Annotated in this window: 26 protein-coding genes; 25 read left to right on the top strand and 1 reads right to left on the bottom strand. The window is 32.4% G+C overall.

What is annotated here, in order from left to right; translation table 11 throughout:
* Positions 1 to 64: 64 nt before the first annotated feature.
* The 13 genes from H6622_02640 (at position 65) to H6622_02580 (ending at position 14921) form a co-directional block, all read left to right on the top strand.
* Positions 65 to 1240, top strand: coding sequence for a class I SAM-dependent rRNA methyltransferase (locus H6622_02640; protein MCB9060403.1), 1176 nt, complete (start codon positions 65 to 67; stop codon positions 1238 to 1240).
* Between the two features lie 15 nt (positions 1241 to 1255).
* Positions 1256 to 2206 (top strand): AAA family ATPase, encoded by a 951-nt coding sequence (locus tag H6622_02635; GenBank protein MCB9060402.1) that lies wholly within the window; start codon positions 1256 to 1258, stop codon positions 2204 to 2206.
* A gap of 2 nt (positions 2207 to 2208) precedes the next feature.
* Positions 2209 to 3051 (top strand): DUF58 domain-containing protein, encoded by an 843-nt coding sequence (locus H6622_02630; protein MCB9060401.1) that lies wholly within the window; start codon positions 2209 to 2211, stop codon positions 3049 to 3051.
* Positions 3052 to 3840 (top strand): hypothetical protein, encoded by a 789-nt coding sequence (locus H6622_02625; protein ID MCB9060400.1) that lies wholly within the window; start codon positions 3052 to 3054, stop codon positions 3838 to 3840.
* Positions 3827 to 4804, top strand: coding sequence for a VWA domain-containing protein (locus tag H6622_02620; protein ID MCB9060399.1), 978 nt, complete (start codon positions 3827 to 3829; stop codon positions 4802 to 4804). Before H6622_02625 ends, H6622_02620 begins: the two co-directional genes overlap by 14 nt.
* Positions 4801 to 6666, top strand: a complete 1866-nt coding sequence (locus tag H6622_02615; protein ID MCB9060398.1) for a VWA domain-containing protein — start codon at positions 4801 to 4803, stop codon at positions 6664 to 6666. The genes H6622_02620 and H6622_02615 overlap by 4 nt, the downstream gene beginning before the upstream one ends.
* Positions 6644 to 8398 carry a BatD family protein gene (locus H6622_02610; GenBank protein ID MCB9060397.1) on the top strand — a complete coding sequence of 585 codons (1755 nt, stop codon included), beginning with the start codon at positions 6644 to 6646 and terminating at the stop codon, positions 8396 to 8398. The genes H6622_02615 and H6622_02610 overlap by 23 nt, the downstream gene beginning before the upstream one ends.
* Entirely contained in the window at positions 8334 to 9254 is a 921-nt protein-coding gene (locus H6622_02605; GenBank protein MCB9060396.1) for a bifunctional riboflavin kinase/FAD synthetase, read from the top strand. Before H6622_02610 ends, H6622_02605 begins: the two co-directional genes overlap by 65 nt.
* The gene (locus tag H6622_02600; GenBank protein ID MCB9060395.1) at positions 9247 to 9936 is read left to right on the top strand and encodes a hypothetical protein; all 690 of its coding nucleotides are present in this window, start codon (positions 9247 to 9249) and stop codon (positions 9934 to 9936) included. Before H6622_02605 ends, H6622_02600 begins: the two co-directional genes overlap by 8 nt.
* 152 nt (positions 9937 to 10088) lie before the next feature.
* A complete protein-coding gene (gene tadA / locus H6622_02595) occupies positions 10089 to 11759 on the top strand; it encodes a Flp pilus assembly complex ATPase component TadA (protein ID MCB9060394.1) in 1671 nt (556 codons plus the stop codon).
* 130 nt (positions 11760 to 11889) lie between these two features.
* On the top strand, positions 11890 to 12990 hold the full coding sequence (locus tag H6622_02590; protein ID MCB9060393.1) for a type IV pilus twitching motility protein PilT: 1101 nt from the start codon (positions 11890 to 11892) through the stop codon (positions 12988 to 12990).
* A gap of 3 nt (positions 12991 to 12993) precedes the next feature.
* Complete coding sequence (locus H6622_02585) at positions 12994 to 14217, top strand: type II secretion system F family protein (protein MCB9060392.1); 1224 nt, start codon at positions 12994 to 12996, stop codon at positions 14215 to 14217.
* A 197-nt stretch (positions 14218 to 14414) separates the two neighbouring features.
* Entirely contained in the window at positions 14415 to 14921 is a 507-nt protein-coding gene (locus H6622_02580) for a prepilin-type N-terminal cleavage/methylation domain-containing protein (protein MCB9060391.1), read from the top strand.
* A gap of 2 nt (positions 14922 to 14923) precedes the next feature.
* Here the strand turns inward: H6622_02580 and H6622_02575 are convergent, their stop codons facing one another.
* Positions 14924 to 15721, bottom strand: coding sequence for a hypothetical protein (locus H6622_02575; protein ID MCB9060390.1), 798 nt, complete (start codon positions 15719 to 15721; stop codon positions 14924 to 14926).
* A 36-nt stretch (positions 15722 to 15757) separates the two neighbouring features.
* On the opposite strand from H6622_02575, the gene H6622_02570 reads away from it, so the two are divergent.
* From H6622_02570 to H6622_02515, 12 genes are all read left to right on the top strand, one after another.
* Positions 15758 to 16636, top strand: a complete 879-nt coding sequence (locus tag H6622_02570; GenBank protein ID MCB9060389.1) for an ABC transporter ATP-binding protein — start codon at positions 15758 to 15760, stop codon at positions 16634 to 16636.
* Complete coding sequence (locus H6622_02565) at positions 16633 to 17400, top strand: ABC transporter permease subunit (protein ID MCB9060388.1); 768 nt, start codon at positions 16633 to 16635, stop codon at positions 17398 to 17400. The genes H6622_02570 and H6622_02565 overlap by 4 nt, the downstream gene beginning before the upstream one ends.
* Positions 17393 to 18169 (top strand): prepilin peptidase, encoded by a 777-nt coding sequence (locus H6622_02560; GenBank protein MCB9060387.1) that lies wholly within the window; start codon positions 17393 to 17395, stop codon positions 18167 to 18169. The genes H6622_02565 and H6622_02560 overlap by 8 nt, the downstream gene beginning before the upstream one ends.
* A 108-nt stretch (positions 18170 to 18277) precedes the next feature.
* On the top strand, positions 18278 to 19387 hold the full coding sequence (pilM, locus tag H6622_02555) for a type IV pilus assembly protein PilM (protein ID MCB9060386.1): 1110 nt from the start codon (positions 18278 to 18280) through the stop codon (positions 19385 to 19387).
* Positions 19380 to 19985, top strand: a complete 606-nt coding sequence (locus H6622_02550) for a PilN domain-containing protein (GenBank protein MCB9060385.1) — start codon at positions 19380 to 19382, stop codon at positions 19983 to 19985. The genes pilM and H6622_02550 overlap by 8 nt, the downstream gene beginning before the upstream one ends.
* A gap of 2 nt (positions 19986 to 19987) precedes the next feature.
* On the top strand, positions 19988 to 20608 hold the full coding sequence (pilO, locus tag H6622_02545; protein ID MCB9060384.1) for a type 4a pilus biogenesis protein PilO: 621 nt from the start codon (positions 19988 to 19990) through the stop codon (positions 20606 to 20608).
* Positions 20609 to 20627: 19 nt separating this feature from the next.
* A complete protein-coding gene (locus H6622_02540) occupies positions 20628 to 21095 on the top strand; it encodes a hypothetical protein (protein ID MCB9060383.1) in 468 nt (155 codons plus the stop codon).
* Between the two features lie 86 nt (positions 21096 to 21181).
* On the top strand, positions 21182 to 23002 hold the full coding sequence (pilQ, locus tag H6622_02535) for a type IV pilus secretin PilQ (GenBank protein MCB9060382.1): 1821 nt from the start codon (positions 21182 to 21184) through the stop codon (positions 23000 to 23002).
* Between the two features lie 61 nt (positions 23003 to 23063).
* A complete protein-coding gene (locus H6622_02530; protein MCB9060381.1) occupies positions 23064 to 24065 on the top strand; it encodes a tetratricopeptide repeat protein in 1002 nt (333 codons plus the stop codon).
* 50 nt (positions 24066 to 24115) lie between these two features.
* Positions 24116 to 24565: a 3-dehydroquinate dehydratase gene (locus tag H6622_02525; GenBank protein ID MCB9060380.1), complete on the top strand. Its 450-nt coding sequence runs from the start codon at positions 24116 to 24118 to the stop codon at positions 24563 to 24565.
* Complete coding sequence (gene efp / locus H6622_02520; GenBank protein ID MCB9060379.1) at positions 24566 to 25135, top strand: elongation factor P; 570 nt, start codon at positions 24566 to 24568, stop codon at positions 25133 to 25135.
* Positions 25136 to 25308: 173 nt separating this feature from the next.
* The gene (locus H6622_02515; GenBank protein ID MCB9060378.1) at positions 25309 to 26445 is read left to right on the top strand and encodes a hypothetical protein; all 1137 of its coding nucleotides are present in this window, start codon (positions 25309 to 25311) and stop codon (positions 26443 to 26445) included.
* The last annotated feature ends 22 nt before the right edge of the window (positions 26446 to 26467 follow it).

The raw sequence follows: 26467 nt of genomic DNA, 5'->3' as shown, positions 1-26467 counted from the left end.
CAACTTCACAAAATTCAATATTTACAATACTTGTCTTATATTAGCTTAAGAGGTAATTAAAGTTATGAAAAGTGTTGAATTGAAATTTAATTTTTTACAGCTTGAAAAAAACAGATCATTTTTTAGTAAAGATTTTGTTGAATCTCCAAAATATTTCTTACCAGGAGAGTGGATTGAAGTTGCAACTAAAAATGAAAAATATATTGGATTTATAAATCTTAATGTTGATTCAGGGCCTGTACTTTATGTACTTTGTAAATGGTCCAATAAAAATCCTGAAGAACTATTATCTGATTTAGTTAAGCAATCAATTGCTAGAAGATCTTTGTTCTTAGAATATGGAAATTATCAAAGGCTGATTTTTGGAGAAAAAGACAGTCTCCCTGGTTTAATTGTCGATCAATATAATGATATTTGCTTTGTACAAATCAATACTGCTGGTTTAGATAAGTACAGGGACTTAATTAAAATATTGATTGAAAATGAAACACAGGCAAAGGTTTTTTTTCTTGATAATCAAAAATATCGCCTGCGTGAAGGCCTAGTTGTTCATCCAAAAGATTCAAATTACCCTGAATCTATAGAGATTGTGGAAAACTCAGTAAAATATAAAATTCCTGTTGAGATGATGCAGAAAATTGGATTTTACTACGACCATAGAGAAAACCGCAAAAAACTATTTGAAAAGATACAATCATTAAATTTTAGCTTTAAAAAGGGACTGGATTTGTTTTCATACGTTGGGGCCTGGGGGCTTCACCTGCTTAAGGCCGGCGTAGAAAATGTGACCTTTGTTGATCAGGCCAATTTGGGGCAAATTATTGATGGAAATCTTGTTACAAATGGTATGCAAGGCAGGGGAAAATTTTATCGGGCAGATGTCTTTAAATTTCTAGAAGACTCGTTGAGTCAGGGCGATACTTTTGATGTCATTGTGAGTGATCCGCCAGCATTTAGTAAATCTAGGGCAAATCAAAAAATGGCCCTGAAGGGATATAAAAAGCTACATCAAAAAATATTAGATATTGCAAATGATAAGTGCCTCATTGTAGTGGCATCATGCACGCATGGCGTTGGCTTTTATGAGTTAGAACAAAGTTTTGCAACAAGTGCATATGAAAGAGATTTTAAGTTTCAATTACTGGACCTTGGAATTCAGGGCCATGATCATCCTTTTTCTTCTCTACAAGACAAAGAACATTATATAAAATATCTCCTGTATTATATAGAAAAAAAATGACCAGGGGTTTTTATTATGAGTGCGGAATTAAGAGAAAAAGTTTTAAAGACACTAGATGAGGCCAAGCACGTAATTTTTGGACAAGATGAGTTATTAGATTCAATAATTGCGGCCCTAGTCTGTGAGGGACACTTACTTGTAGAAGGGATGCCAGGGCTTGGTAAAACCATGAGTATCTCTACAATGAGTAAACTTTGTGATCTCAATTTCAAAAGAGTTCAGTTTACCCCGGATCTTCTTCCTTCGGATTTAATTGGAACCATGATTTATAATCAACAAAGAGAAGAATTTAGTACTAAGTTCGGTCCAATCTTTACACAACTCCTCTTGGCCGATGAAATTAATCGATCTCCTGCTAAAGTACAGGCCGCACTCTTGGAGGCCATGGCCGAAAAACAAGTCACAATTGGAGACAATACTCACAAGTTAAGTAGTCCTTTTGTTGTTTTGGCCACCCAAAACCCAATTGATCAAGAAGGAACTTACCCTCTGCCAGAAGCGCAACTTGATCGTTTCATGATGAAAATATTTGTGGATTATCCTTCATTTGATGCTGAGAAAAGTATCCTTGGGATGAAGAGTAATCCTCTTAAAAATCTTGATTCCATTTTATCAACTGATGATCTTCTCGATATGCAGGGTATTGTAGATGAAATTTATGTCGATGAGAAAATTAAAGACTTAATTGTTAAGATTGTCCATTCTACAAGACCTTCGAGCAAGTTGTTTGATAAAAGGTTTGATGGAGCAATTTTAGCAGGAGCTTCTCCTCGTGCATGTATTTGGTTGTTTAAAATTTCAAAGTTCTTGGCCTTCATGGATAATAAGGACTTTGTTTCTCCTGAACATATTTTAAAAATAGTTCCAAATGTTTTGGGGCACAGAATGATTTTAACTTATGAAGCTACCATAGATAATATGAATTCCAGAGATATTGCTATAAAAATTGCAAAGAAATTAGTCTGATGATGGATTTAAAAAGAGTAAGAAGGGTTGTTGGTGGAATAAAATCGGCCCTTTTTAGAAATTCAAATTCGTTTTCAATTGGAATGTTGAAATCACATTTCAAGGGCTCAGGTTTACAGTTTAAGGAACATAGAGTTTATACCCATGGAGATGATGTTCGTTTTATTGATTGGAAAATGCTCGCAAAAACTCAGTCTCCTTATATTAAGACTTTCGAAGAGGAGAGAAACGTTGAGATTGTTGTCTTACTAGATGCAACGCCTTCAATGTTAATTGGACATAATGGTATTAGTAAGCTTCAGGCGGCGATTGAGATTACATGTCTATTATATCTTATTGCAAAAGAAACAAATGATTTTATTCATACAATAATTTTGACAGATAAAATGACGACTTTACCAAATAAAAATGGAGATGTTGGTATCGTTTTACTTATAAGTGCGTTAGAAAAACTAAACGTCTTAGATGAAAAGGGAAGAATTAATTTGTCCAGAGTTGATTCAGAAGAACTAGATGGGAAATTAGTAGTTAATAATCTCTTAAAACATTTGTCACGAAGAAAAGAGGTTGTTGCTCTTTCAGACTTTCAAGAATCACTCGCATTGGAGGATTTAAGTAGGGTTTTCTTCTCTAGTAATCTGCATTGTTTTCAAATTATTTCCCCAATTGATGAAAATAAAAAAATGCCTTTCCATTTCTTTAGTAGATCTAATTCTATTGGTAAAGTTACCTATACAGATGGACGTCGAAGGAAAGATGAAAACATTCAGGATATAAATAAAAGAATTAAGAAGATAAATGTAAAAGACCGCTATCTTGAAGAGTTTGTTAAGGAGATGTTATAGTTGATTAGGATATTGTATTTCATTACATTTTTTATTTTAAGTTTTTCAACAATTGCTAGTATTGAAGGGAAGCTTGAAATTAAAAGTCCAAATGAAAAAATTAATCTGGGAGACATTGTAAAAGGCAAAATGATCATTTGGCCGTTGGAGGATAAATCTACTTATTGGATCAATGGTTTAGAGGGAAAGTATGTTTTCGATAATGCTCTCTATATAACTAAAATTCTAAAATATGGTTTTTCACAAAATAATTATGATGTCTTGGAAGTAGATTTTGATTTAGTTTTATTGCAACCAGTTGAAAATAATATGACTTTGCTTTTTGACTACGAAAATATCAAGGTTCCTGTAAAACTTGTTCTATCATCTTCAATCAATCAAATTGATAAACCGATTGAATCTTTTGTCTATATAAATGAAACTTTTAATAAAGTTTATACCTCAGTCGAGAAGTTAATCTATTTAAGTCTCTTGATTTTATTTGTTATCCTTATTGTTGCCATGGGGTCATATCTATACTTCAAAAAATATTTAAAAAAGAAAAGAATGAAAAGGCGTCAAGAATTAATTGAAAAAGTGAATACATTGTCTGAACGTTCTGAAATAGAAGATATAGTTAACATTAAAACGGATTTAATAAAACTAAGCATTTTAGGAGAGAATGATTTTAAAGAAATAAAAGATGAGCTAGATAAAATTCAATACCAAGAAAATTGGAATGAAGATGAACTAAAGAATATTTTAATAGTGATTAAAGAAAAAATTAGTAGAAATGATGTACGAATATAAAACACCATATTATTTTATTATAGGTCTGGGAGCACTTTTTGCATGGACCTTCCTTTATTGGGGAATTTTTAAGCAATCTATACTTTATCTTCCAAAAAATAGACAAAAGAAAATGTTTTTTCCCCGAGTTATAGTATTTCTGATTGGAGTATGTGGCTGGCTCAGTTTATCATTTGCGATCATGCAGCCGAGAAAATCTATTGATTATGAGAAAAATAAATTAAAGATTAATGATATATTCTTTGTCGTTGACGTCTCACTTTCAATGCTGGCCATTGATTTTAAACCCAATAGGCTAGAGGCCGCAAAAAAGAAAATTAGAGAATTTATTAAACTTAGACCAAAAGACAGAATTGGAATTATCATATTTAGTGAGGAAGTATTTACTTTAATGCCTCTTTCCAGAGATCTTGAACTTGTTGACCAAGTTGTTGATGAAATAAAAACACGCGTTCTTGGTTCTGGAACTAATATTGGTGATGCTATCGGACTCGCAGTGGCCAGAGGAATAAAGTCAGTTACAGAAAATAAAGTCATCATTTTACTTACTGACGGAGTTTCACAGGTCGGAACGCTAACTCCTTTACAGGCGGCGAAGATGGCCAAAGATAATAATATCAAAGTATACACCATCGCAATTGGTGGAAACAAAGACGCTAAAATGCCAAGTGGTAGGGATTTGTTCGGAAACATTATTTACAGAAATATTCCTGGTGGCAGCTATGATGTTAAAACCTTAAAAGAAATAGCTGATACAACAGGAGGGAAAAGTTACGTTGTACAGAATGAAGGTTCTCTGAAAGAAGTCTTAGAAGAAATTGAAAAACTTGAAAGAACAGAAATTGATTCAAGTTCTAAAATTGTTTTTGAAGAACACTATTATGAATTTTTCCTCTATGGACTATTATTGTTGATGGGGGCAGAAACCGCTAGACGAGTCTTCTTAAAAGAAGGTTTAGCATGATAATAACATACTCATCCTATCTCTATTTGATAATATTTTTGGCCATACTTTTCATAAGCTTAGTTCTTTACAAAGATATCCTTTTCACAAAATGGATTAAAAAATATTGGTTTTTTGAAAAATCAAATACATTTTATATCGGAAAGTTTTTTTATATTTTAGGCTTTTTGATCCTAATTTTTTGTTTGCTTGATTTTCGAGGAGAGGGAGAAAATGTCGAAACTGAGCTAAGAGAACAAAAAACAGTTATCCTAATAGATACTTCAAGTAGTATGCTAGTCGAAGATGTGCGACCAAATAGATTTAACAAAGCAATCATGATGGCCAGGCATTTTGTTAAAAAAGCATTTGGACATCAAATCGCACTCGTTTTATTTTCAGATATACAAAGAAAAGTCGTTCCATTCACAGATGATTTAGATCTACTAGATGCAAAAATTGCAGCACTTCAGTCACTAGATATTACCAATGGAGGCTCTAATATTACGAAGGCCATTTTAGAGGCGGTAAATTATTTGAAGGGAAGCTCAAATAAATTACCATCTGGAAATTTATTAATTTTTACTGATTCTGAAGAGAATGGACAATTTTTATCTAGAGAAATTCCTGATTCAATAAGGATTGCTATCGTTGGAGTTGGTACTTCAAAAGGAGGCCCTATCCCTATAAGAACAAAAGGTGGAAATTTCATTGGGAATAAACGCTATGAGGGTAAGGAAGTTGTCTCGAAACTGGATGAAGAGTTTTTAAAAAGATTTGGTAAAAATGTTAAAAACTATAAGTACTGGATTGCGAATTCCTACAGCATGCCAACAGAATCAATTAATGAGTTTTTTAAACGAGGATTTGATTCAAATTCTGGAAGTGCCCAAGTTAAAATTCGACCAGTCGAAGGTATGAATTATATTATTTCTGGAATAATTTTAATTCTTTTATCTCAATTAATTGGGTTAAAATCTTCCTTTAAATTTTGTATAGTTTTTCTGCTTTTTTTTAGTTTTCAAACAAGTAGTTTGAAATCCCAAGAGAAAGCACCCGAAGAAGAAAAACTACCTCCTTTAACTGAAGAAGTAGTAAGACTTTTAGAGAAACATAAAAGAGGTGAATTACTTTTACAGAATATACCTTATTTGGCCATGGAACTTGGAAAGTTAAAGAGGGTAGAATATGCTGAAATCCTCTATCGTGAATTTTTAACTAATACCACCGACACCGAAAATACCATTCAAAAAATAAATTATGCAACCTTACTACTTAACCAAAAAAAATATTCTGAAGGTTTGGAGATCTTTAACGAACTATATAATTTAAATATCTTAGATGAAAAATTGAAAGAAATTGTCTCAAAAAATATTCTGTTTGCTTTAGCAAAACGCAGTCAACAAAATCAACAAAACAAGGACAAGAAAAACCAAAAAGATAAAAAAGATAGTGGCAATGATTCTAAAGAGTCTCAACAAAAAGAAGAACAAGAAAACAAGCAAAAAGAATCAAAAGAAAATGAGAAGAAAGACGGTAAAAAAGATGGAGAAAATACCGAACAGAAAAATCAAGATGACAAAAATAATCAAAAGAATAAAGAAAAAAAACAAGAAGAAAAAGATTTCAAGAAAGAGCAAGATAATTATAAGGATGCTAAAAGTGAGCAAAAAGAAAAAGGGCAAAGTGATTTAGAAAAAGAAATGAAAAAATTAAATAAAGAAAAAATGTTAGAAAAGTATTTGAAAGATATTGAAATGAAAAAAAGAAAAAAAGTAGGACCTATACTCAAGCAATTAATGGGAAGAGATCGTGAATTGCAAAAGATGTATATGGATACCACCCAAAAGGACGATAGAAATGATCAGAAGAAGGATTGGTAAACTATTATTTGCATTTATGGCCTTTACGTTCTTATTTAAATCGGCCCTAGCGTTAAATATCACTTATGAAGTAGAGCCCAAAGAACCAGTCAAGGATGATACATTTAGTATAATTTTCACTATAGAGGGAGATATTAAAGATGATCCTTATATTACTTTTGTCCCTAATGGAGCTGAAGTCCTCGAAAAATCAGATTTAGGAGTAAGTTCTAGGACTTCAATTATAAATGGTCGAGTATCAAGAGCAGTCTCTAGGCAAGTGAGATATGAGTTGATGGCCAATCGAGCAGGAAGAATTACCCTAAGTGATCTTGTCATAAATATTGATGGAAAAGATTTAAAATTTGACAATGTAAATGTTGACGCCTTGGTTGCTCCTAAAAGGGGACGAGAAATTTTTCTCGTAGCAGAAATTTCAAAACAAAAAGTTTTCCTTAATGAAGGAATTGATGTTGACTATTATTTGTACTCTAGAACTCGAACTGGGGAATGGCAACCTTTAGAATTCCCAAAGTTAGAGAACTTTATTAAGCGTTTTCATGAAGTGAAAACTCAAGGCGAAACCGTAAACTTAAATGGGGAAGTCTATAGAAAGGAGTTAAAGTATTCTGCTCGAGTGTATCCTGATAAAATTGGAACATTATATATTGACCCAATGAAAATAAAAATTCTTTACGAGGACAAGTCTAACGCAGGTCTTGGTGGTTTCGGATTTGGTTTTAGTGTAGGAAGAATGAAATATAAAACCCTTGTAAGTCAAAAAGTAAAACTCGAAGTGCTACCACTTCCCGGTGAGAATGTTCCTAAAAATTTTACAGGACTTGTCGGCAAACATGATTTTTCCCTAAAAATTGCTCGTGATAAGGTTTTAGTAAATGAGCCGGTTGAAGTTACGCTAAAAGTTGAAGGACCTGGTGCCTTAGAAAAATTTGGGGCACCCTTAATTTATTCTAGTGACGCCATAGAAGATTTTGATACTAAAAATTCTTTTGAAGAAATCAATAATCAAACTGCGAAGAAAACATTCCAATACACATTACTCGCTCGCGGAAATGTAAAATTACCTCAGACACTTAAGAAATTTTCTTATTTTGATCCAGACGATGAAACTTATAAAGAAGTTGATCTTGTTGTGCCTCAACTTACGATTGAAGGAACTGCTGATATTAATTATGAGAATTTAAAAAATGAATTAGCTGAGCAAAAAGTCGAAAAAAACAACGAAACCATAGTAAACAGAATGATAAGTACAGGGCCTTTGGCCCCGTTGTTTACCGAAAGTGAAAATTTAAAACTAGAACCAATCGATTATATTTTAAGGATATTGGGACTTATTATTTTTATTTTTTTAGGAGAATCCGTCTTTAATTCTTTACGTAAAGGATTAGGGCCAGGGCAGATAAATCGATTAATTAAGGATATTCAAAAAAATGGCCCAAAACTCAGTAAATTACATAGGCTTTTTAGTGAGCTTAATTCACAAAATTATCCTACTTTGAAGGATATTATCGAAAATAGTAAGCTTTCAGAACCTTCAAAAACTTATTTTTATGAAGTCGTTGATTTTGCAGAAGCACAAGATTATAACTTTGAAAGGGACCAAAAGAGGATTGAATTTAACAAAAAGCATTATGATAGTGTTGCTGAACTAATTAAAAGTGAATTTGATGAAAAAAGTAAAACGAATAGAAGAAGTAGATGGGCCATTTTATCTGACGATCGGCAATTTTGATGGAGTACATTTTGGACATCGTCATTTTTTAAACAAAATGATTTCAAAATCTAAAGCAGAAAATGCGTTTAGTGTAGTGATTTCATTTTATCCACATCCTTATAAAATATTGCGTCCACATGAATGTTCTCTGATAAATACATACGAAGAAAAAGAAGAAATGTTGGAGGAACTAGGGATTGATTATCTCGTAGAAATAGAGTTTGACCGAGATTTTAGTAATCTAGAATCACATGTGTTTCTTGAAAAATATGTTTTTATCAATCATCAGATAAAAGGACTTTATCTTGGCCATGACTTTGCTTTTGGGCCAAACAAAAGTGGAACAAATCAGTTGATAGAAAAATATTGTGATGATCGAAATATTTTTTTTGAAGTCCAACAAAAGTATAGTGTTAGTGAAATGAATGTATCATCAACTCTAATTAGGCAAAAAATTATTGATGGAGAGGTAGATGTTGCAGGTAGTTTACTTGAGAGAAATTTCTTCATTGCTGGACTTGTTAAAAAGGGTGATGGTAGAGGTAAAAAAATTGGAGTTCCGACGGCAAATTTAGAATTTGATCACGACAAAATAGCTCCTAAAAACGGAGTCTATGCCACAAAAACTACTTTAGGAACAAGAACATTTTATTCTGTGACAAATGTTGGGTATAACCCTACCTTTAATGATTCACAGCTCATTCATATAGAAACTCATATATTTGATTTTGATGAAGATATTTATGGAGAGAAACTAAAAATTGAATTTTGTAAGCGGATAAGGGGGGAAATAAAATTTTCAAGTATCGATAGTCTTGTTTTACAAATTAAAAATGATATTCAATCTGCTAAAGAGTTTTTAAGTCATGACTAAATTAGCTCTTATTGGTAAAAATATTTCACATTCAAAATCACAGCAGATCTATGAAAATATTCTAAAAAGAAAAATAGATTATACACTTTTGGATTATTCGTCAGAAGAACTCATTCCTTCTGCTAAAGATTTGTTTCAAAAATATGATGGAATAAGCATAACAGCTCCTTATAAAAAACACTTTCTGTCAGAGGTTTCTGTCGTTGATGAGATTAGAGATTTAAATGCAATTAACTGTTTATATGTTGATAACTCAAAAATATATGGAACGAATACCGATTATCTTGCTGTAGACTCAATACTTGATGAATATATTTTAAAGCTTGGAAAGTTTAATGTTGTCATCTTAGGTGATGGGCCAATGTCATATATTACTCAAAAATTATTAGACCAAAAAGGTTTGAAATACCTTGTCTTTTCCAGGAAAAAAACTTCAAACTTTTTTGAATTAGACCTATCAAGATTAGAACTTGAATCCAAAAAAACTCTCGTCATAAACACTTGTGCTCGAGAGTACGAATATAAAGGAAAATTTTTACCTGAAACATACTTTTGGGATTATAACTATGATTTTCTACCACACTTGCAAACTATTCCGAGTATTGTAGTTGAGTATACTGATGGCATGTCACTTTTAGAAAGACAAGGCCAGCATGCACTAGTCTATTGGGGAATCAGTTAAAAATTCTAAAGTAAAAACGGTTTTCTCTTAGGCCACTCGCTATTTGATGTGCTTCATAAAAAAAATCAATATCTGAGAGGTTTGGTATTCTATCTTCTTTTTCTAAATAACTAGCAATATTTACCGATAATATTCTTATAGTTGAGGGTTTCATGTTTAGAAAAGAATTTGCAGAAGTCATATCCAAAACAGGGATGGTTCCCTTAAAAGACATTCGTCCTTTATTACAAAATACAAAAGAAAATGAAATTTCTGAATTCGAACTTCTTGAACTTGGTTTTTTTGATGATATTAAATTTGCAAAAGTAGTTGCAGAGCACTATGGGTTGAAATTCATAGAGTTAAATAAACTTAAAATTCGCTCAGATAAATTAAAACTAATGAGGCGAAAAGATATTGTCAAATTCAGATGTATTCCAATTGCAAGGGATGCAAACGTTACAACGATGGCCATTTTTGATCCAAGTATTATCAATATTAAAGGTGACGTTATAAAAGTTGTTCAACACGGAGTGAATTTTGTCATCGCAAGTATTGGCGATTGGATGCGTTTGTTTGATTCAATTGAAGAGAGTGTTGAAGAAATTCTCAATTCAATTGAAGAAGTTTCCACTGATCATGTCACTCAAACAGATGTACAGATAGAAGATATTGGTGATGACATCATTTATTATGTGAATAGAATTCTAGCGAGCGCCTATTTAAAAGGTGCTTCTGATATACATATTGAGCCTTATGAAAAAATATTTAGAGTGCGATTTAGAATTGATGGAAAGCTTGTTGAAATAGAAAGACCGAATCGGAGTTTGATGCTTCCGATTATTTCAAGACTTAAGATTATGGCCCAAATGGATATTTCAGAAAAAAGAAAACCACAGGATGGGCGTATTAAGCTTAGAATTGCTGAATCACCAATTGATTACAGGGTATCATCTTTGCCAACCCTTTTTGGTGAAAAAATGGTTCTTCGATTATTAGATAATTCAAATCTTGAACTCGATATGAAAAAACTTGGTCTTGAGAACAAACAATTAGAAGTCTTGATGGATGGCATTTATAGACCATTTGGGATGTGTCTAGTTACTGGCCCAACAGGTTCTGGTAAAACGACAACATTATATTCAGCAATTACGGAACTTAATAAGATAACGTCTAATATTTCAACAGCGGAAGATCCAGTTGAATTTAACCTTGAAGGAATAAATCAGGTTAACGTTAAACCTGATATAGGTTTTGATTTTTCTACAGCTCTTAGAGCATTTCTACGTCAAGATCCGGACATTATAATGGTGGGGGAGATTAGAGATTATGAAACTGCTGAAATTGCAGTTGAGGCAGCATTAACAGGACATCTCGTATTGTCAACTCTTCACACAAATGATGCTGCTTCAACAATTGTAAGGTTGCTTAATATGGGTGTTGAGCCATTTTTAGTAACAGGGTCTCTCAATGTCGTCGTTGCTCAAAGACTACTTCGAAAAATTTGTATTCATTGCAAAGAAGTTGATAAAAATGTAACAAAAGAAAAACTTATTGCAGTAGGTTTTGGTGAGAATACTGCTCAAAAAATAGTTGTCTACAAGGGTAAGGGTTGTGAGCGGTGTAGCAATACTGGCTATAAGGGGCGTGTGGGGATATATGAAGTCCTTAAAGTTACCCAACTCATAAGAGATTTAATATTACAAAATAAAAGTGCTGATCATATTAAAAGAGCTGCGATTGCTGAAGGCATGAAATCACTAAGGATGTCTGCCTTAACAAAAGTTGCTCAGGGTATGACAACATTAGAAGAAGCATTGATTAATTCTGCTTCTGATAAATAGAGAGGAAAATATGGCGGCAGAAAAAAAAGAGAAAGATGAGGCCCTAACATCTGTGACGACACCGACATTGCCACAGTTAGACGATACGACAAAACAAGGGACTAGATTAAGTCATACAACCAAAAATACTATGGGGCGATATCAGGGTATTGGAGAAGATATTCAGATACAGCAACTTTTCAAAGTTATGGTTGAAAACGGTGCTTCTGATTTACACCTCAGTGTTGGAGCACCACCTGCGATGAGAATTAACGGTGACATAGTAAAAGTGAAATTAAACTCTTTAGTTCCTGAAGATACAAAGAGACTTATTTTCCAGGTTTTAACACCGGATCAACGAAAAGAGCTTGATGAAGAGTCAGAATTAGACTTCTCTTTTGGTATCAAAGGTCTGGCCCGTTTTAGAGCGAATGTTTTCATCTCTAGAGGCAATGTTTCTGGAGTATTTAGACAGATTCCGAGTATTATTCCAGATTTTGAAGCCCTAAACTTACCTAAAGTTTTGACCACCATGTGTGACGTTGCTTCAGGACTAGTCCTGGTGACAGGTCCTACAGGTTCAGGTAAGTCAACAACCCTGGCAGCTCTCGTTGATATGCTCAATTTAATACATCATAGTCATATTGTGACTCTAGAAGATCCGATTGAATTTGTTCATACACACAAAAATTCCATTGTTACACAAAGAGAAGTTGGTTCTGATACTGTCAGTTTCAAACGAGGGATTAAATCACTTTTAAGACAAGATCCAGATATCGTACTTATCGGAGAGTTGCGGGATGCAGAGACAATTGAAGCGGCCCTTACAATAGCTGAGACAGGGCACCTTGTGTTTGGAACATTGCACACAAACTCAACCGTACAAACTGTAAATAGGATCGTAAACGTATTTCCTGCTGAACATCAGGGTCAAATCAGAACTCTACTTTCATTTGTTTTGCAGGGAATAGTTGCTCAACAGCTGATCCCAAAAAGTTTCACTCCGGGTCGAGCTCTGGCCATGGAAGTGATGGTTCCTACTCCTGCGATCCGAAACCTGGTTAGAGAAGATAAAATCCATCAAATTTACTCACAAATGCAAGTCGGACAAGAACAGACGGGTATGTTTACAATGAACCAATCTTTAAAGAAACTATTGGATACCGGAGTAATTGATGTCGATACAGCAATGGGGTATTCTAATAATCAGGAAGAACTTGCAAACATGTTAGGTCTTGCAAAGAAGAGATAATAAATGGCCAATTGGAAATGGGAAGGAATTGATGAAACAGGTAAAAAGCTCAAGGGCTCAATTGATGCAATTAATGTAAAAGATGCCAGGAAAAAATTGAGAATTAGAGGTATTAGACCTAGAAAAATTAGTTCACCTTCTATTTTTGAAGTTGATATAAATGATATGATGGTTGAAAAGGGTTTTTCCAGACCTTTTTCTGCAGGAGATTTAACTTTATTTACAAAACAATTATCAATCATGGTAAACGCAGGTGTTCCCATTTTACAGTCTCTTGAAATTTTATATAAACAAACTAAGCAACCTGTTTTAAGGCGTTCTATTAAATCTATTGCAACAGATGTTGAAGAGGGAAAGACTCTTGCAGAGGCAATGAGTAAGCAAAGGGGTTTTGATAAGTTATATTGTAACTTAATCAAGGCCGGTGAAACTGGAGGTGTTCTTGATGGAATACTTGCTAAGCTTGCTGAGCATCTTGAAAACCATGAAAGAACAAAAAAGCAGATTAAAAGTGCGATGACTTATCCTATTATTGTTTTGATTATTGGATGTTGTGTTGTTTACGGGATGATGGTTTTTGTTGTTCCCAAAATGATGGATATGGTTAAAGATTCAGGTGGAGAAGTTCCAGCAATTACCCAGTTTGTGATAGATATTTCAAAATTTTTCCAAAACTGGAGTTGGGTTTTACTTATTGGAGCCATTGGAGGAGGGGTATTTATTAGTTCGATTGTAAAAACTCCAAAAGGCAAAAAAATTAAAGATCAAGTTTTTATGAATTTACCTGTTTTTGGAGACGTTGTCATTAAGGCCAATTTAAAGGCATTTACAAATACACTATCAATTATGCTCACTTCTGGAGTTTCTATAATTGATTCATTAGATATTACAATTGATATTATAGATAATGTAATTGTTCAAAAAGATATTTTGAAGGTCAAGAAACAAGTTGTTGAGGGAAAAACATTGGCCCAGCCATTATCAAGGATAAAATATTTTCCTGACATGGTTTCTCAAATGATAAGAATTGGTGAGCAGACAGGAAATCTTGATGAAATGCTTATAAAAGTGGCCAAAGTTTTTGAAGAGGAAGTCAATTCCCTTGTAAGCAATATGACTAAACTTATAGAACCTTTTATTATTGTTTTTTTAGGTGGTTTTGTGGCAATCATTCTACTGGCCATGTACCTTCCAATGTTTGATATGGCCGGAGGTGCAGGCGTATAATGCCTGGATTTTTTGTTAAATATGAAATAGCACAATTTATTGGCTAGGTCATATGTGATTTATTTGAAAAGGGAATATTTATAACATCTTGAATATATTGAAAAAATGGTATTATAATAGATTTACGCATTAAAAGGGCCATCAACCTACTAATTTATGGCAAAATGAATATAAGAAAAAACTTAAGGAGTGCAGAAATGAAGAAAATAAAAAAATCATTAGAATCAAGAGGTTTTACTCTTGTTGAACTAATGGTTGTTGTCGCAATTATAGGAATTTTAGCATCAGTTGCCTTGCCGGCATTTAATAAGCAACAAGCAAAGGCAAGACAAGCGGAGGGTAGAGTTGCTCTCTCATCATTTTACATGGCCGCTGAATCGTTTTTAGTGGATGAAGGATATGATGTACTAAATACGGCAACATTAACTCAATTGTCTTTAGATGCCTTTGATCCAGCAAATAGCGGTAGTAGATATTTTATGACAAGATTAAGTAGTACATTGGATTCAGGTATTCCTGGTAGAGCTGTCGCAGCAGTACCTGCTTCTGGTTCAATTGATTCACTATCAGGAGTTGATGCATCATCGAACACATATACAATTGGTACAATTGGAAATATTTCAGGTCAGGGTAATTGTTATATGGGTATGACCAACTTTAAGGTGATGACCGTTGACTCTGCTACATGTCCAGTTGGTAAGTAATTTTAATTAGAAAAAAGTTTCCATTTTTTTTCGGCCCTATAATATCCATTATTAAATTCATAGGGCCTATTATCAAAATCCTTAGTACTGCATTTTAACTTTTTGTTTGTCTTGTTATTCAAACACCCTAGGTCTTTTTCTGCTTTTAAAGCATAGAGTTTAGTATAAATTTTTAATTGAACGGGATCATTTTTATTTAATGAGTCGTATTGACCGAGTAGAATTTCATAGCTTGTTTGTAGATCATCTTTTTTTAAGGAAAGTTTCTCAATTATTTTTTGGAAATAAAATTGATATTTTTGTTCGCAGCTTTTTAAACATTCCTTAGCAAGTCTTAAGGCAAGATTTCTGTTTTTTAATTCATTAAAATAGTGAAAAACGGCAATATACATAAAGTCTGCGCGATTGGAAAAATGAACCAACCCCTTATCAATCAGATATTTTGCTCCGAAAATATCATCTTTAACGATTGAAAGATATTGTGCCCCAATTTTGTATGCAGTATAGAAAGTTGGGTCAAGTTCGATAATATTTTTAATACGTAAAAAAATCCAAGAATTGAGATCTCTTTTTTTATAGTGTTCAGAATCAGAGTCAATAAGAGTAAGTAGCCACATAAATGAGCTTATGAGTTTTTGATTTCCAAATCCTGAAATTTTATAGATAGAGCTATCTATATTGATTTGTACATCTTGAGAAGTAACCTCGGGAATTGCTTTTTGCCAATACCTAGCAAAAGACAAATTAATGACTATAAAGAGGATGGGAAGTAATATGTAGAGCGACTTATAGTATTTCATTTTTGATATATAGTTATTTTAATATACAATACTCTTATGATATTTGAAGTTCAAAATATTGCCAAAAAATTTAAGAGTGATTTATTAAAGTCTTCTCATCAGGTATATACTGATTTGTCTTTCAGATTAGAAGAAGGAAAAATTACAGGATTTTTAGGTTTAAACGGGCAAGGAAAGACAACTCTTATTAAAATTCTCTTTGGATTTTTAAAAGCTGACAAAGGTAAAGTTTCTTGGATTCCAAATAAGGATATGAAAAAAGTCGGGTATTTGCCTGAGCGACCTATCTTTTATCCTGAAATGAGTGGAAATGAATTTATATGTTTTATGGGAACACTTAATGGATTACAAAAACATGAAATAAAAGAATTTATAAAAAGGGAGATAACTGTACTTGGAGTAGATTTCGATTTAAATATAAAAATCAAAGAAATGTCAAAAGGGATGGTTCAAAAAGTAGGATTTTTAAGCTCTTATGTAAATCATCCTAAACTCTTAATACTGGACGAACCACTTTCAGGACTTGATCCGCTTTCGAGAAGATTACTTAAAAATAAAATAAAAGATCTAAACGATTCAGGATCTACAGTTTTTTTTAGTTCGCATATTGTTACTGATGTTGAAGAAATATGCCAAAATATACTGATCATAAACTCAAGTGAGAAGGTTTATGATGGAAGTATTAAGCAATTACAAAAAAGTTATGTGACTGATGAATTTTGGCTTAAAGCTGATACAATGGTCACAAAGGAATATGCTCCTTTAGAAATTAAAGGAGAAGAAGTAAAATACAAAAATACGCAAAAACATGAAATACTGCAATACATGCAAAATAACAATATTGAACTTAATCAACTCAGACCTCATCTCATAGATCTTGAACAGATAATTCTCAACTTAAGAGTTAAAAAATGAACAAAATTTTCGATATCGGTGTAGTTACTTTTCGTTCTCTTTTTAGGGAAAAAGTTTTTATATATATCATTGTTTCTGTGGCCCTTTTGATTCCTGTAAGTATTGTCGCTTTTCAGTTTTCTTATGGAGATCCAGCAAAGATAACATTAGATATAGCTCTAGGTCTTGCTTCTTTAAGTTCTTGTTTTGCTGCCATTTTTCTTGGGGCTTATGCCATCAATGGGGAAAAAGGATCTAAGTCAATTTATGTTGTTCTCTCAAAAGATATTTCAAGAGGGCAGTACATTATTGGGAAATGGTTGGGCGTGATGCTTCTCAATGGTTTAAATGTACTGTGTCTGTGTGTGATAAATTTTCTAATTTTTTTAATTTTTGAACAAAGTTTCATTTTGGACTATTTTTATGCTTTTATGTTTACTCTTTGTGAATCGGCCATCCTTTTAAGTGTTTGTATCCTTGCTTCAGTGCTTTCAAATATTTATATTTCTTTTTTTGTAGGTCTGAGTGTATTTCTTTTTGGAAATTCAATTGAATATCTATCAAATGAGCGACTACTGTTAACCTTAGGACCGCTTAAGTATTTGTTAAAGGGAATTAAACTTTTTACACCTAATCTTTCAAATCTTAATATTAAAATTAATATCATTTATGGGCAGGGAATTGATTTCAGCTATTTCACTAAAGGAATAGTCTATACGATGCTCTATTTAATTGTTAGTCTCGTATTGTCTATTGTGGTGTTTAATAAGGCAGAAATTGAATAGTTTATTTTTAATATCTTCGTTTTTCTTTGGCTCCCTTTTTGGGAGCTTTGCGAATGTTTTAATTTTGAGACTTCCGAAAGAAGAAGATGTTGTTTTTCTACCTTCTCATTGTCCAAGCTGTAAAACAAAAATCAAATGGTATCAAAATATTCCAATATTTAGTTTTTTATTTCTTAAGGGGAGATGTGCAAATTGTAATATGAAAATTTCATGGCAATATCCATTAATTGAAATTTTATTTGGAGCGATGGCCGTCATTTATTTTCCTGTTAGATTAAACCTACATGAATTATTAAATTATATGACCTCGGTTTTTATTCTCTATATTTTTGTATGTCATTTTTTAATTGATATACGACATCACATACTTCCCGATTCTCTTAATCTTGCTTTACTTATACTTTTTGCATTTAAGGCCCTCTATTTTGAAGGTTTATCCTGGACTTATAGTGGACTTGGACTTGCAGTTGGTTTTTTATTTCCTCTAGGAATAGCGTGGATTTTTTATTTAGTTAGAAAAGTTGAGGGACTTGGTGGTGGAGACATAAAACTTTATGCTGCATTAGGTGTAATGATGGGTCCTTTTGGTATTTTAGAGCACATTTTTTTAAGTTGTTTTTTAGGATCAATTGTAGGGCTTACGCTTATGGCCTTGGGTAAGGCAGGTAGAGATACAGAGATACCATTTGGCCCTTCAATTCTAGTGATTGCTTTTTTGCAATTGTATACTCCCTTTATCGGACAATTAAAAAAATTGGTCTTTATTTAAAGAAATAGGAACTTCAATTTATATATAGAGTCAAATTACTTGCTTGCGAGATGCGTCTAAATGTATAATTTTACTGGGACGTTATAGTTTAAACATATGAGATAAGATTTGAAACTAGATGGTATTGGTAAACTAATAAAACGAAAATTTTTAGGCCAACTAAGTATGGGAGGAGGGGATCTCTTTGGGCTTAACATTGGGGCTTCATGTATTAAAGTTGCCCATCTTCAAAAAACTGGTGATAAAAAATATCGACTGGTCAAATTTGGCATGGCCCCTCTTAGCGAGGGTACTGTTGTAGATGATGAAATTCTCAAGTATGAGGAATTGCAAGATGCTGTTCTAGCAGCGGTTAAAGATGCTGGACTTAAATTACAAAATTGTGCAATTGGGTTATTTGGACCAAATTCTATTGCCAAAAGAATACAGCTTGCAGGTGGTTCGCGAGAAGAAATCGAAGAACAGGTTACTTGGGAAGCTGAAACTTATCTTCCATTCGATGTTGATGAGTGTGTGATTTCTTTTCATATTGCTGGTGAAAATGTCGGTGGAGGAGTTGATGTTTTAGTTGGAGCTGCTAAAACGGAGACGATTAATAGTTTCAAAGGAATGGTTGAAGAATTAAATTTTAATGTAAAAGTAGTGGATTTAGATGTTATTGCGGTTACGAATCTTTTTGAACTACTCTATGGAAATGAATTACCGGAAAATCAGTCTGCTCTTATTTTAGATTTAGGTGCACAAAAAATTTCAATGTGTATTTATAGAAATAGAAATCTAATTTTCTCCAAGGAAATTACGATGGGTGGTTCTATGATTACAGAAGAAATTCAAAGGCAGATGGGACTTGTTTTTGACGAAGCAGAAGACTTAAAAGCAAATGGAGATGCAAACGGCAATTTACCTGAAGAGATTATTGAAATTATAGATGATGTCGTGGAAGTATTTTTTGAAGAAATCAATAAGACAATTGAGTTTTATATTACTTCTTCATCAGACGAGTCTATGAGTACATGTTACGTTACAGGGGGAACCGCAGCGATACCTGGTATATTAGAAGGATTAGAGCAACTTCTTGATATGAATGTAAAATTAATGAATCCATTTGAAAAAATTGCAATAGATCAAAAAAAATTTAGTGAAGAAGTTATTAATGAAATTGCTTTTAGAGGTTCTGTTGCATTAGGTTTAGCAATGAGGGAAGTTGGCGATGATTAAGATTAACCTCATTGAAAAGAAAAAACCCTTTCGAATTCCTGTTGTTATTGGAATCGATCTTAATAAAGTAAATATTTTTGGCTGGATAATGGTTGCGATTCTTTGGCAGCTTCCAGAATATGTCCTCCCGGACTATTTTAAAGAAGAGCTTGCAGCAAAAGATCAAGAATTGATTGTTAAGAAAAAAGAAGTAAATAATTTAAAAAAAGATACTGAAGGCAATGAAATTCTTAAAAGAGAGTTACAAGCATACGAAGAAAAATTTAAAGAAGTAAATATACTCGAGAAAAATGTTCAAAAAATAATTGATACAAAGACAAGTCCTCTTCAAATTTTACTTCATATCGCGAAACAAATTCCTGAAGATATGTGGTTTGACTCAATTGTTATTAAAGATAGAAAAATTAAAATTAATGGACGCTCAACTAATTTCACGAGTCTTGGAAATTTTGTAGGGAATGCCAATAATTCTATCTTTTTTAATAAATCCTTAAACTTAATTAGTTCAGATTCTAAGGAAGAAGATATCAACGGAGATGGTGTTCCTGAAAGATATGAAGTTTTTGTCATTGAAGGGACAATCGATAGGTTTGAATAAATATGGAAGGAATCTTAGATAAAATTATTTCAAAATTGCACTTGGTTGTTCTTGTTCTCATTGTCATGAATGTGCTTGAAATGTTTGAAGGGCAAAAAAATAGAAAAGAAGAAATCCAAAAACTAATTGTAAGTCAAGAGAAAATAATTCAAAGGTTAACTAAAGAAAAAGCAAAAATAACAGATTACAATAGTGATATCGAAAATTGGAAAGAGAAAATTAACGATGTCGCTGAGAGAGTTGAAAATTTGAAAAAAAAGCTACCTTCAAGGACTCTTGATACTGAAAATCAGGCCATCATTAAAGGAATAAGTGAAAAACTCAATATTAGAAAATCTTCAATTCGTCCGACAGGAGAAATCCCTAAAGGATTTTATTTTATAAAAAATTATTCGTTTAGTGGCGAAGGAACCTTTTTGCAATTTTTAATTTTCTTTGAAAAAATTGCATTAAGTGAAAGATTACTAAACGTAAGTACTCTAAATTTTGTCTCTCCAGAAGGAAGGCAAAAAGGTCGTTTTCAGATTGTAAAGGCAGAAGCAGTTATAGAGGCCTATCGCTATAATCCTTCTCATAAAGTAGATACACAAATAGAAGGACTAGAAAAACTTAAAAAGAAATAGCTTTTATCAAGGATGATTTATGAAGCTAGTAATATATGGAATTGTTTTATCGAATTTATTAAATTTAGCTATCGCTGAAACATCTGATGAAAAAAGATCTCAGTTTATAAAAAGAGAAACCCAGATTGAAAATCCCTTTGACCTACGAGATCCTTTCAAACAAAAAGTGATTTTTGGAAAAAAAAAGAAAAAGAGAATTTATTCTAAGTTAAGAAATAATAGTTTTACGAATCTTCCTTCTATCGAAAACGTTCCCATAAATCAGATTAAAATAGTTGGAGTTATTGTAGGTGAAGAACGTAGAGCGCTTGCTAAAATCGAAGGAAAAGGTAAACAAACATTTATTCTTAAAGAAGGTATGAAATTAGGCGTTGATGAAGCTGAGTTAAAGGCAATTCTACCTGGTGGGATCGTTCTCGTTGAAAAAATTAGAAATGTGTATGATGAAGATGAATATCTGGAAACAATTATTCCTGTAACAGACTAACGCGATGCTAAGTAACTTTTAGTAGAATATTCTACTAGTTACTGTAGAATGAAACCAAGGGCTTCTTTAACCTTAGGATGAGGTTTATGAAAAAAGGAATTTTTCTCTTAATTTTTATGATTGTTCCATACTTTGCTTTCGCTAGCGCAAAGTTGATGCCAATTAAGTTCAGACAATATGGTGAAATTAGTTATCTAGATTTTGAATTCGATATTGGTAGCGTTAATGCAACGAAATATCATGTTAAAGAAAATAAACAAGTTATAATTGATTTTAATGACGTCGATCCTGAAACAGAAGCAGTTTTGCGGGGATTTGATACTTCTGAGTTTAACGGAGCTGTAACTTATGTTAAGGCCTACAAAAGGGCCCAGAGTCCAAAAGATTTACGTATCTTAGTACAATTGAGAGATAACGTAAGATCTGCTCTAGAGAGAAAGGGAAATAAAATTATTCTTGGCGTTGAAAATAGGTTTGGAGTTTTTTCTAATCAAAAAGTAGATTCAATCATTAAACAAGAAAAAGCAATAAACTTGGAAGGAAGTGGGAAGTATCATATTCCAAAATCTCTGGCCATTGAAGATATTCTTGAAAATATTACTCTTTCGGGAAGAAAGAAATATGTTGGAAAAAAAATATCTTTAAACGTTAAAGAATTGGCCGTTGAAGAAATTTTAAAAATGATCGCAGATGCTTCAGGTTTCAATATTATTATAACTGATGAAGTAAAAGGTCTTAAACCTTTGACCCTCACTCTTACAAATGTTCCTTGGGATCAAGCTCTTGACACTATCCTCGGTTTAAATAAATTAGTTGCACAAAAAAATGGTATCATATTAATGATCACGACTTTAGCAAAGGCCACTGAAGAAAAAAGAATCGAAAATGAAGCTAAAAAAGTTACTCAAACTCAAGAACCACTTGTCACTAAAATATTTGCGATAAGTTATTCGACTTTGGCAGATATGGAAACAATTGTGAAAGAATACATTACACAGGGAAGAGGGAAAATTACCAAGGATGAAAGAACCAATTCACTTATTGTAAAAGACACTACTTCAGTTATTGAAAAAGTGAATAAAATCATAGAATACTTAGATACCCAAACACCTCAAGTACTAATAGAATCAAAGATTATTGAAGTTGTTGAAAGTTATTCTAAGAAAATTGGTCTAAGAAATGGAGTTACCTTTGGCTATGATCCTATTGGTTCTATGCCTTCAGATAGGGTAAGTACTGGTGGTACTACAGATATTGGCGGAGGGAGAGAATATGGTCCAGGGATGCAATTTGCTTCAGCAACTTCAGAAGCAACTTCTTCGATATTTTCGTTTGGAATTGGTACCTTTAAGAGGTTATTCAATTTTGGTTTTGATCTTGAACTCTTAGAAGCAGAAAAGAAATTGAAAGTTATAGCTACGCCAAAAGTTGTTACTCAGAATAAAAAACAGGCAATTATAGAATCTAAGGATACAACAAGCTATCGTATTAGACAACAAGATGCATCAGGTACTGATACTTTTACATTTAATTCAACTGACGCTTCTGTGAATTTGAAAGTTACACCCCAAGTAACCAATGAAGGTTCAATTGTTCTAGATGTAGAAGTGAAGAAAGAAGAATTTGGTGATAGTAAAATTGGTGAGGATGCACCTCCTGATAGAACTTCCAAAAATATAAAAACAAATGTATTAGTAGAAAACGGAGCAACTGTAGTTATTGGGGGCCTTTATAAATTTAAGAAAACTCAATCACATTCAGGGATACCTTTTATAAAGGATATACCACTAATCGGTTGGTTGTTTAGGACATCATATAACCCTTCAACTGATAAGAGTGAACTTATTATCTTTTTAACTCCGAGAATTATAAACCAAGAAGAAGCTGGCCTGGCCAACAAACTTTGATAAGTACTCAGTTGAGAGTTTAATAATGGGAAATAACCCTCTGTTGCAAAAATATCTTAATATGTACGAGAAAAATCGTCGTTCAAGAGTTTTTGCACCTCTTGCAGAAGTCTATAGGAAACTTGGTAGGATTGATGATGCCTTGGTTGTTTTAAAAGAAGGTATTAAAAATAATCCTGACTATATTATGGGCCATGTTGCTTTGGCCGCATGTTATCATGATTGTGAACAAGACCAGCTGGCCTATGGTATACTAAGGCCACTGATTAATAAAAATCGTGATAATATTCGTCTTCAAAAGTTATTTGCAGAGGTTTGTACAAAACTCAACCACGAAGAAGAGGCCTTAGAAGTCTATAAGTTTTTATTGTTTTTAAATCCTAAAGACTATGAAATTCAAGGTAAGGTTAAAGATTTAGAGAATAGAGAGACTTTTCAATTTTTAGAGGAAAAAAGCTTTTCGAAGGAAGAAAATCTCGCGAGTGGCCCATTTGATGACCTTGATGATTGGGTACAAGTAGATTTTATGGAGGGTGTAAATCAAGAAGCAGAAGAAGAGATTGGAAATGAGTGGACTATAGGTCCAACAAATATTCAAGAAATTACTAAAGAAGAAATTCCTCCAGTTATGTTAGAAAACAATAATCGACCAAGCGAGTTCGAGCCTAATAATGAAAAAATATTAACTACAAGTGTAGAACCTAAAAAGAGTGATGTTAATAATATTGTAACTTTAACGCTTGTAGATTTATACGTTTCGCAAGGTTACTATGCTAAGGCCAAAGAAATATTGAAGTCATTTGAAGGTGTAGGGCCAGAAATTATCAGTAAAAAAATTGCAGAAATTGAAGAAATTCAAGAATCTAGAAAAGTGATAAAAAACCCAATTGAAAAAGCACAGGGCCATGATGTTTTATCAAATATTCTTGATAAGAAGTTAGGTCAATCCGAGTCAAAAAAGAAACAAAAACATGATAATAAGGAGTTAGGTAAGAAATTTAGCCAGTTTTTATCTGGAATTCATCAACGAGCAAAAAAACAAAGTTCCGTACAAAAATCTTAATTTACTATTTTATGAAATGTTGATATTTTGACGCATCATTAGGAAAGGTTATGTTTAAAATTCTTATAATTAATGGGCCAAACATTAATATGCTTGGTAAACGCGAAAAAGATATTTATGGTGGGCATACACTGCAAGAGATTCAAGATAGTACTAAAAAAGTACTATCTGAATATATTGATCATCTAGAAATTGAATGGTTTCAAAGCAATATTGAAGGGGAAATTATAAATGAAATTCAAAAGGCCTCTTCAAACAATAAATTAAATGGACTAGTGATTAATCCTGCAGCATATACACATACAAGTGTAGGAATTCACGATGCGTTAAAACTCATGAAAGTTCCAGTGTGTGAAGTCCACTTATCAAATACATTTCAAAGAGAAGATTTTAGAAAAGAAAGAATAACTTCAAGATCAGTAAATTTTGCACTTGAGGGTCTTGGAAAGAATGCATATATCAATGGTGTATTAGCACTTTGGATAAATAGGGAGAACTAGATGTATCAGACAACTGATTTTAGAAAAGGTTTGAAAATTGAAATAGAGAAAAAAATATTTGTCATTGTTGAATCAAATCATGTCAATCCAGGTAAAGGTTCGGCCTTTGTGAGAACAAGATTAAAAAACCTTGAAACAGGTCAAGTTATAGAAAGAACTTTTAAGGCCGGTGTGGATACAGTGGATAAGCCAGATTGTTCTGATAAAGAAATGGAATATATGTATGATGATCAAGATGGTTATAATTTCATGGATCAAGCAAATTACGAAACGATTCATCTTACTTTTGATCAAGTCGGTGATGCAAAAAATTATTTGCAAGAAGGAATTAAAGTCTCTGTACTTTACCACAATAGTCGACCAATATCTGTAGAACTCCCTAATTTTATAGAACTAGAGGTAGCTGAAACTGATCCTGGACTTAAGGGAGATACGGCAAGTGGTGGTACAAAAAAGGCCATTATGAATACGGGTTTACAAGTGAATGTTCCGCTATTTATTAAGCAAGGAGAAGTTCTAAAAATTGACACGCGTACAGGAGATTATGTAGAGCGAGTTAAAACGAAATAATCCTATTCTTGGCCATTTTTACAGATAGTTTTTGAATGTTTATTCTTGGTAATATTTCATATTATTTTGAGGCATTTGCTACCTATTCTTCTCAAATTTTGACACATTAAGTAAAATAAAAGAGTAATATTTTTAATTACTTGGCCCTTAACCAGGATGGTTATTTGGAGTTAATGCATACGATTACTGAAAAATTAAAAAGCTTAAAAAGTGTTGATGAAATTATTAATTATTTAATAAATTTTGATGATCAAAAAATAATATATGGGTCTGGCCGAAAAGAGTTAAAGAAATATTTTTATCTTTTGAGAATTGTAATGAATTTCGAAAAGGGTCAGATTCTAGAATGCAAAAAATATTTGGAAGAGTTTTACAAATACCTTGAAATTAAAAAAATTGAGTCTGAAATTGAAATATTAGATTCTAGTATTTTATCAATACTAAAAGTTCAAAGAAAATTTGCTAAATTTGAAAAATTCAACTCGCAGGTAGAAAGCGAGTTAGGAAATTATGATTTTTTATTTTTAAAAGAAAATTTTCATGAAATCTTGAACTCTCTAGATAAATGGTTAGATGGTTTAGATTGTGCAAAAGATAGAATCAGTTTCATACAACTTTTAATAAACTTAGAGCTTATAGAGAGTGATCCTAGAATCAAAAATGCTTTTGAGATGTATCGTAGAAAATTTCCAGCTTTGAATGAGGAGGATTTTTCAGAAGGAGTAGGGACAAGAATTTTCAAACTTCCTAAGCTTGAACAAAAAAATATTAAAATCAAGAAAGAGGATATTCAGAAATTTGATTTATTATATGCAAACGATAGAATAGAATCAAAAGTTTTCTCAAATCAACTTTCTATTGTTCCGCTTCATTTTGCTTGGGATAACTCAGATATTAATCAAAATTTAATAATTATTGCGATTAAAGAAAAAAAATTCGAATTAGATATTTTGAGAGAATTGATTATTGCATTCTACCAAATGGGGTTATTAGAAGTTTTGAATTTTCTTTTTACTGAAATACAGAGAATTAATTTCGAATATTATGTTAATGAAATCCTTTTGCTAGAAATAAGTATTCGAATTGAGTTAAATGATTTAGTTAATGCAAGAGATATTTTATTAACGTTAATAGAAAATGAATATCTTTCAGGAGAATTAAAAATTAACATGTTTTATGAGCTTGCAGAGATACACTTTTTAATTGGTGATTATGTTGAAGCTAAAGAATTATTTAAGAGAGTATACTTACTCAAAGGTAGCTACAGACTAACAAAGTATAGGTTAGAAGAGATTGAGAAGAAGATATAATAAAGTACTTATTCTTTTTTTT

It is taken from the genome of Halobacteriovoraceae bacterium (genome assembly GCA_020635115.1).
Classification (GTDB): domain Bacteria; phylum Bdellovibrionota; class Bacteriovoracia; order Bacteriovoracales; family Bacteriovoracaceae; genus JACKAK01.
Note: the sequence above shows the minus strand (reverse complement) of the source record. Positions and strands in the feature narration are given on the sequence as shown.

Excerpts from the sequence above, each read along its gene's own strand:
- H6622_02620 (MCB9060399.1), top strand. The coding sequence starts at position 3,827 with ATGTACGAATATAAAACACCATATTATTTTATTATAGGTCTGGGAGCA.
- H6622_02530 (MCB9060381.1), top strand. The coding sequence starts at position 23,064 with ATGTACGAGAAAAATCGTCGTTCAAGAGTTTTTGCACCTCTTGCAGAA.
- pilQ (MCB9060382.1), top strand. The coding sequence starts at position 21,182 with ATGAAAAAAGGAATTTTTCTCTTAATTTTTATGATTGTTCCATACTTT.
- tadA (MCB9060394.1), top strand. The coding sequence starts at position 10,089 with ATGTTTAGAAAAGAATTTGCAGAAGTCATATCCAAAACAGGGATGGTT.
- H6622_02630 (MCB9060401.1), top strand. The coding sequence starts at position 2,209 with ATGGATTTAAAAAGAGTAAGAAGGGTTGTTGGTGGAATAAAATCGGCC.
- H6622_02540 (MCB9060383.1), top strand. The coding sequence starts at position 20,628 with ATGAAGCTAGTAATATATGGAATTGTTTTATCGAATTTATTAAATTTA.
- pilO (MCB9060384.1), top strand. The coding sequence starts at position 19,988 with ATGGAAGGAATCTTAGATAAAATTATTTCAAAATTGCACTTGGTTGTT.
- H6622_02640 (MCB9060403.1), top strand. The coding sequence starts at position 65 with ATGAAAAGTGTTGAATTGAAATTTAATTTTTTACAGCTTGAAAAAAAC.
- H6622_02580 (MCB9060391.1), top strand. The coding sequence starts at position 14,415 with ATGAAGAAAATAAAAAAATCATTAGAATCAAGAGGTTTTACTCTTGTT.
- H6622_02525 (MCB9060380.1), top strand. The coding sequence starts at position 24,116 with ATGTTTAAAATTCTTATAATTAATGGGCCAAACATTAATATGCTTGGT.
- H6622_02515 (MCB9060378.1), top strand. The coding sequence starts at position 25,309 with ATGCATACGATTACTGAAAAATTAAAAAGCTTAAAAAGTGTTGATGAA.
- H6622_02590 (MCB9060393.1), top strand. The coding sequence starts at position 11,890 with ATGGGGCGATATCAGGGTATTGGAGAAGATATTCAGATACAGCAACTT.
- efp (MCB9060379.1), top strand. The coding sequence starts at position 24,566 with ATGTATCAGACAACTGATTTTAGAAAAGGTTTGAAAATTGAAATAGAG.
- H6622_02585 (MCB9060392.1), top strand. The coding sequence starts at position 12,994 with ATGGCCAATTGGAAATGGGAAGGAATTGATGAAACAGGTAAAAAGCTC.
- H6622_02605 (MCB9060396.1), top strand. The coding sequence starts at position 8,334 with ATGAAAAAAGTAAAACGAATAGAAGAAGTAGATGGGCCATTTTATCTG.
- H6622_02635 (MCB9060402.1), top strand. The coding sequence starts at position 1,256 with ATGAGTGCGGAATTAAGAGAAAAAGTTTTAAAGACACTAGATGAGGCC.
- H6622_02550 (MCB9060385.1), top strand. The coding sequence starts at position 19,380 with ATGATTAAGATTAACCTCATTGAAAAGAAAAAACCCTTTCGAATTCCT.
- H6622_02565 (MCB9060388.1), top strand. The coding sequence starts at position 16,633 with ATGAACAAAATTTTCGATATCGGTGTAGTTACTTTTCGTTCTCTTTTT.
- H6622_02570 (MCB9060389.1), top strand. The coding sequence starts at position 15,758 with ATGATATTTGAAGTTCAAAATATTGCCAAAAAATTTAAGAGTGATTTA.
- H6622_02615 (MCB9060398.1), top strand. The coding sequence starts at position 4,801 with ATGATAATAACATACTCATCCTATCTCTATTTGATAATATTTTTGGCC.
- H6622_02610 (MCB9060397.1), top strand. The coding sequence starts at position 6,644 with ATGATCAGAAGAAGGATTGGTAAACTATTATTTGCATTTATGGCCTTT.
- H6622_02600 (MCB9060395.1), top strand. The coding sequence starts at position 9,247 with ATGACTAAATTAGCTCTTATTGGTAAAAATATTTCACATTCAAAATCA.
- H6622_02575 (MCB9060390.1), bottom strand. The coding sequence starts at position 15,721 with ATGAAATACTATAAGTCGCTCTACATATTACTTCCCATCCTCTTTATA.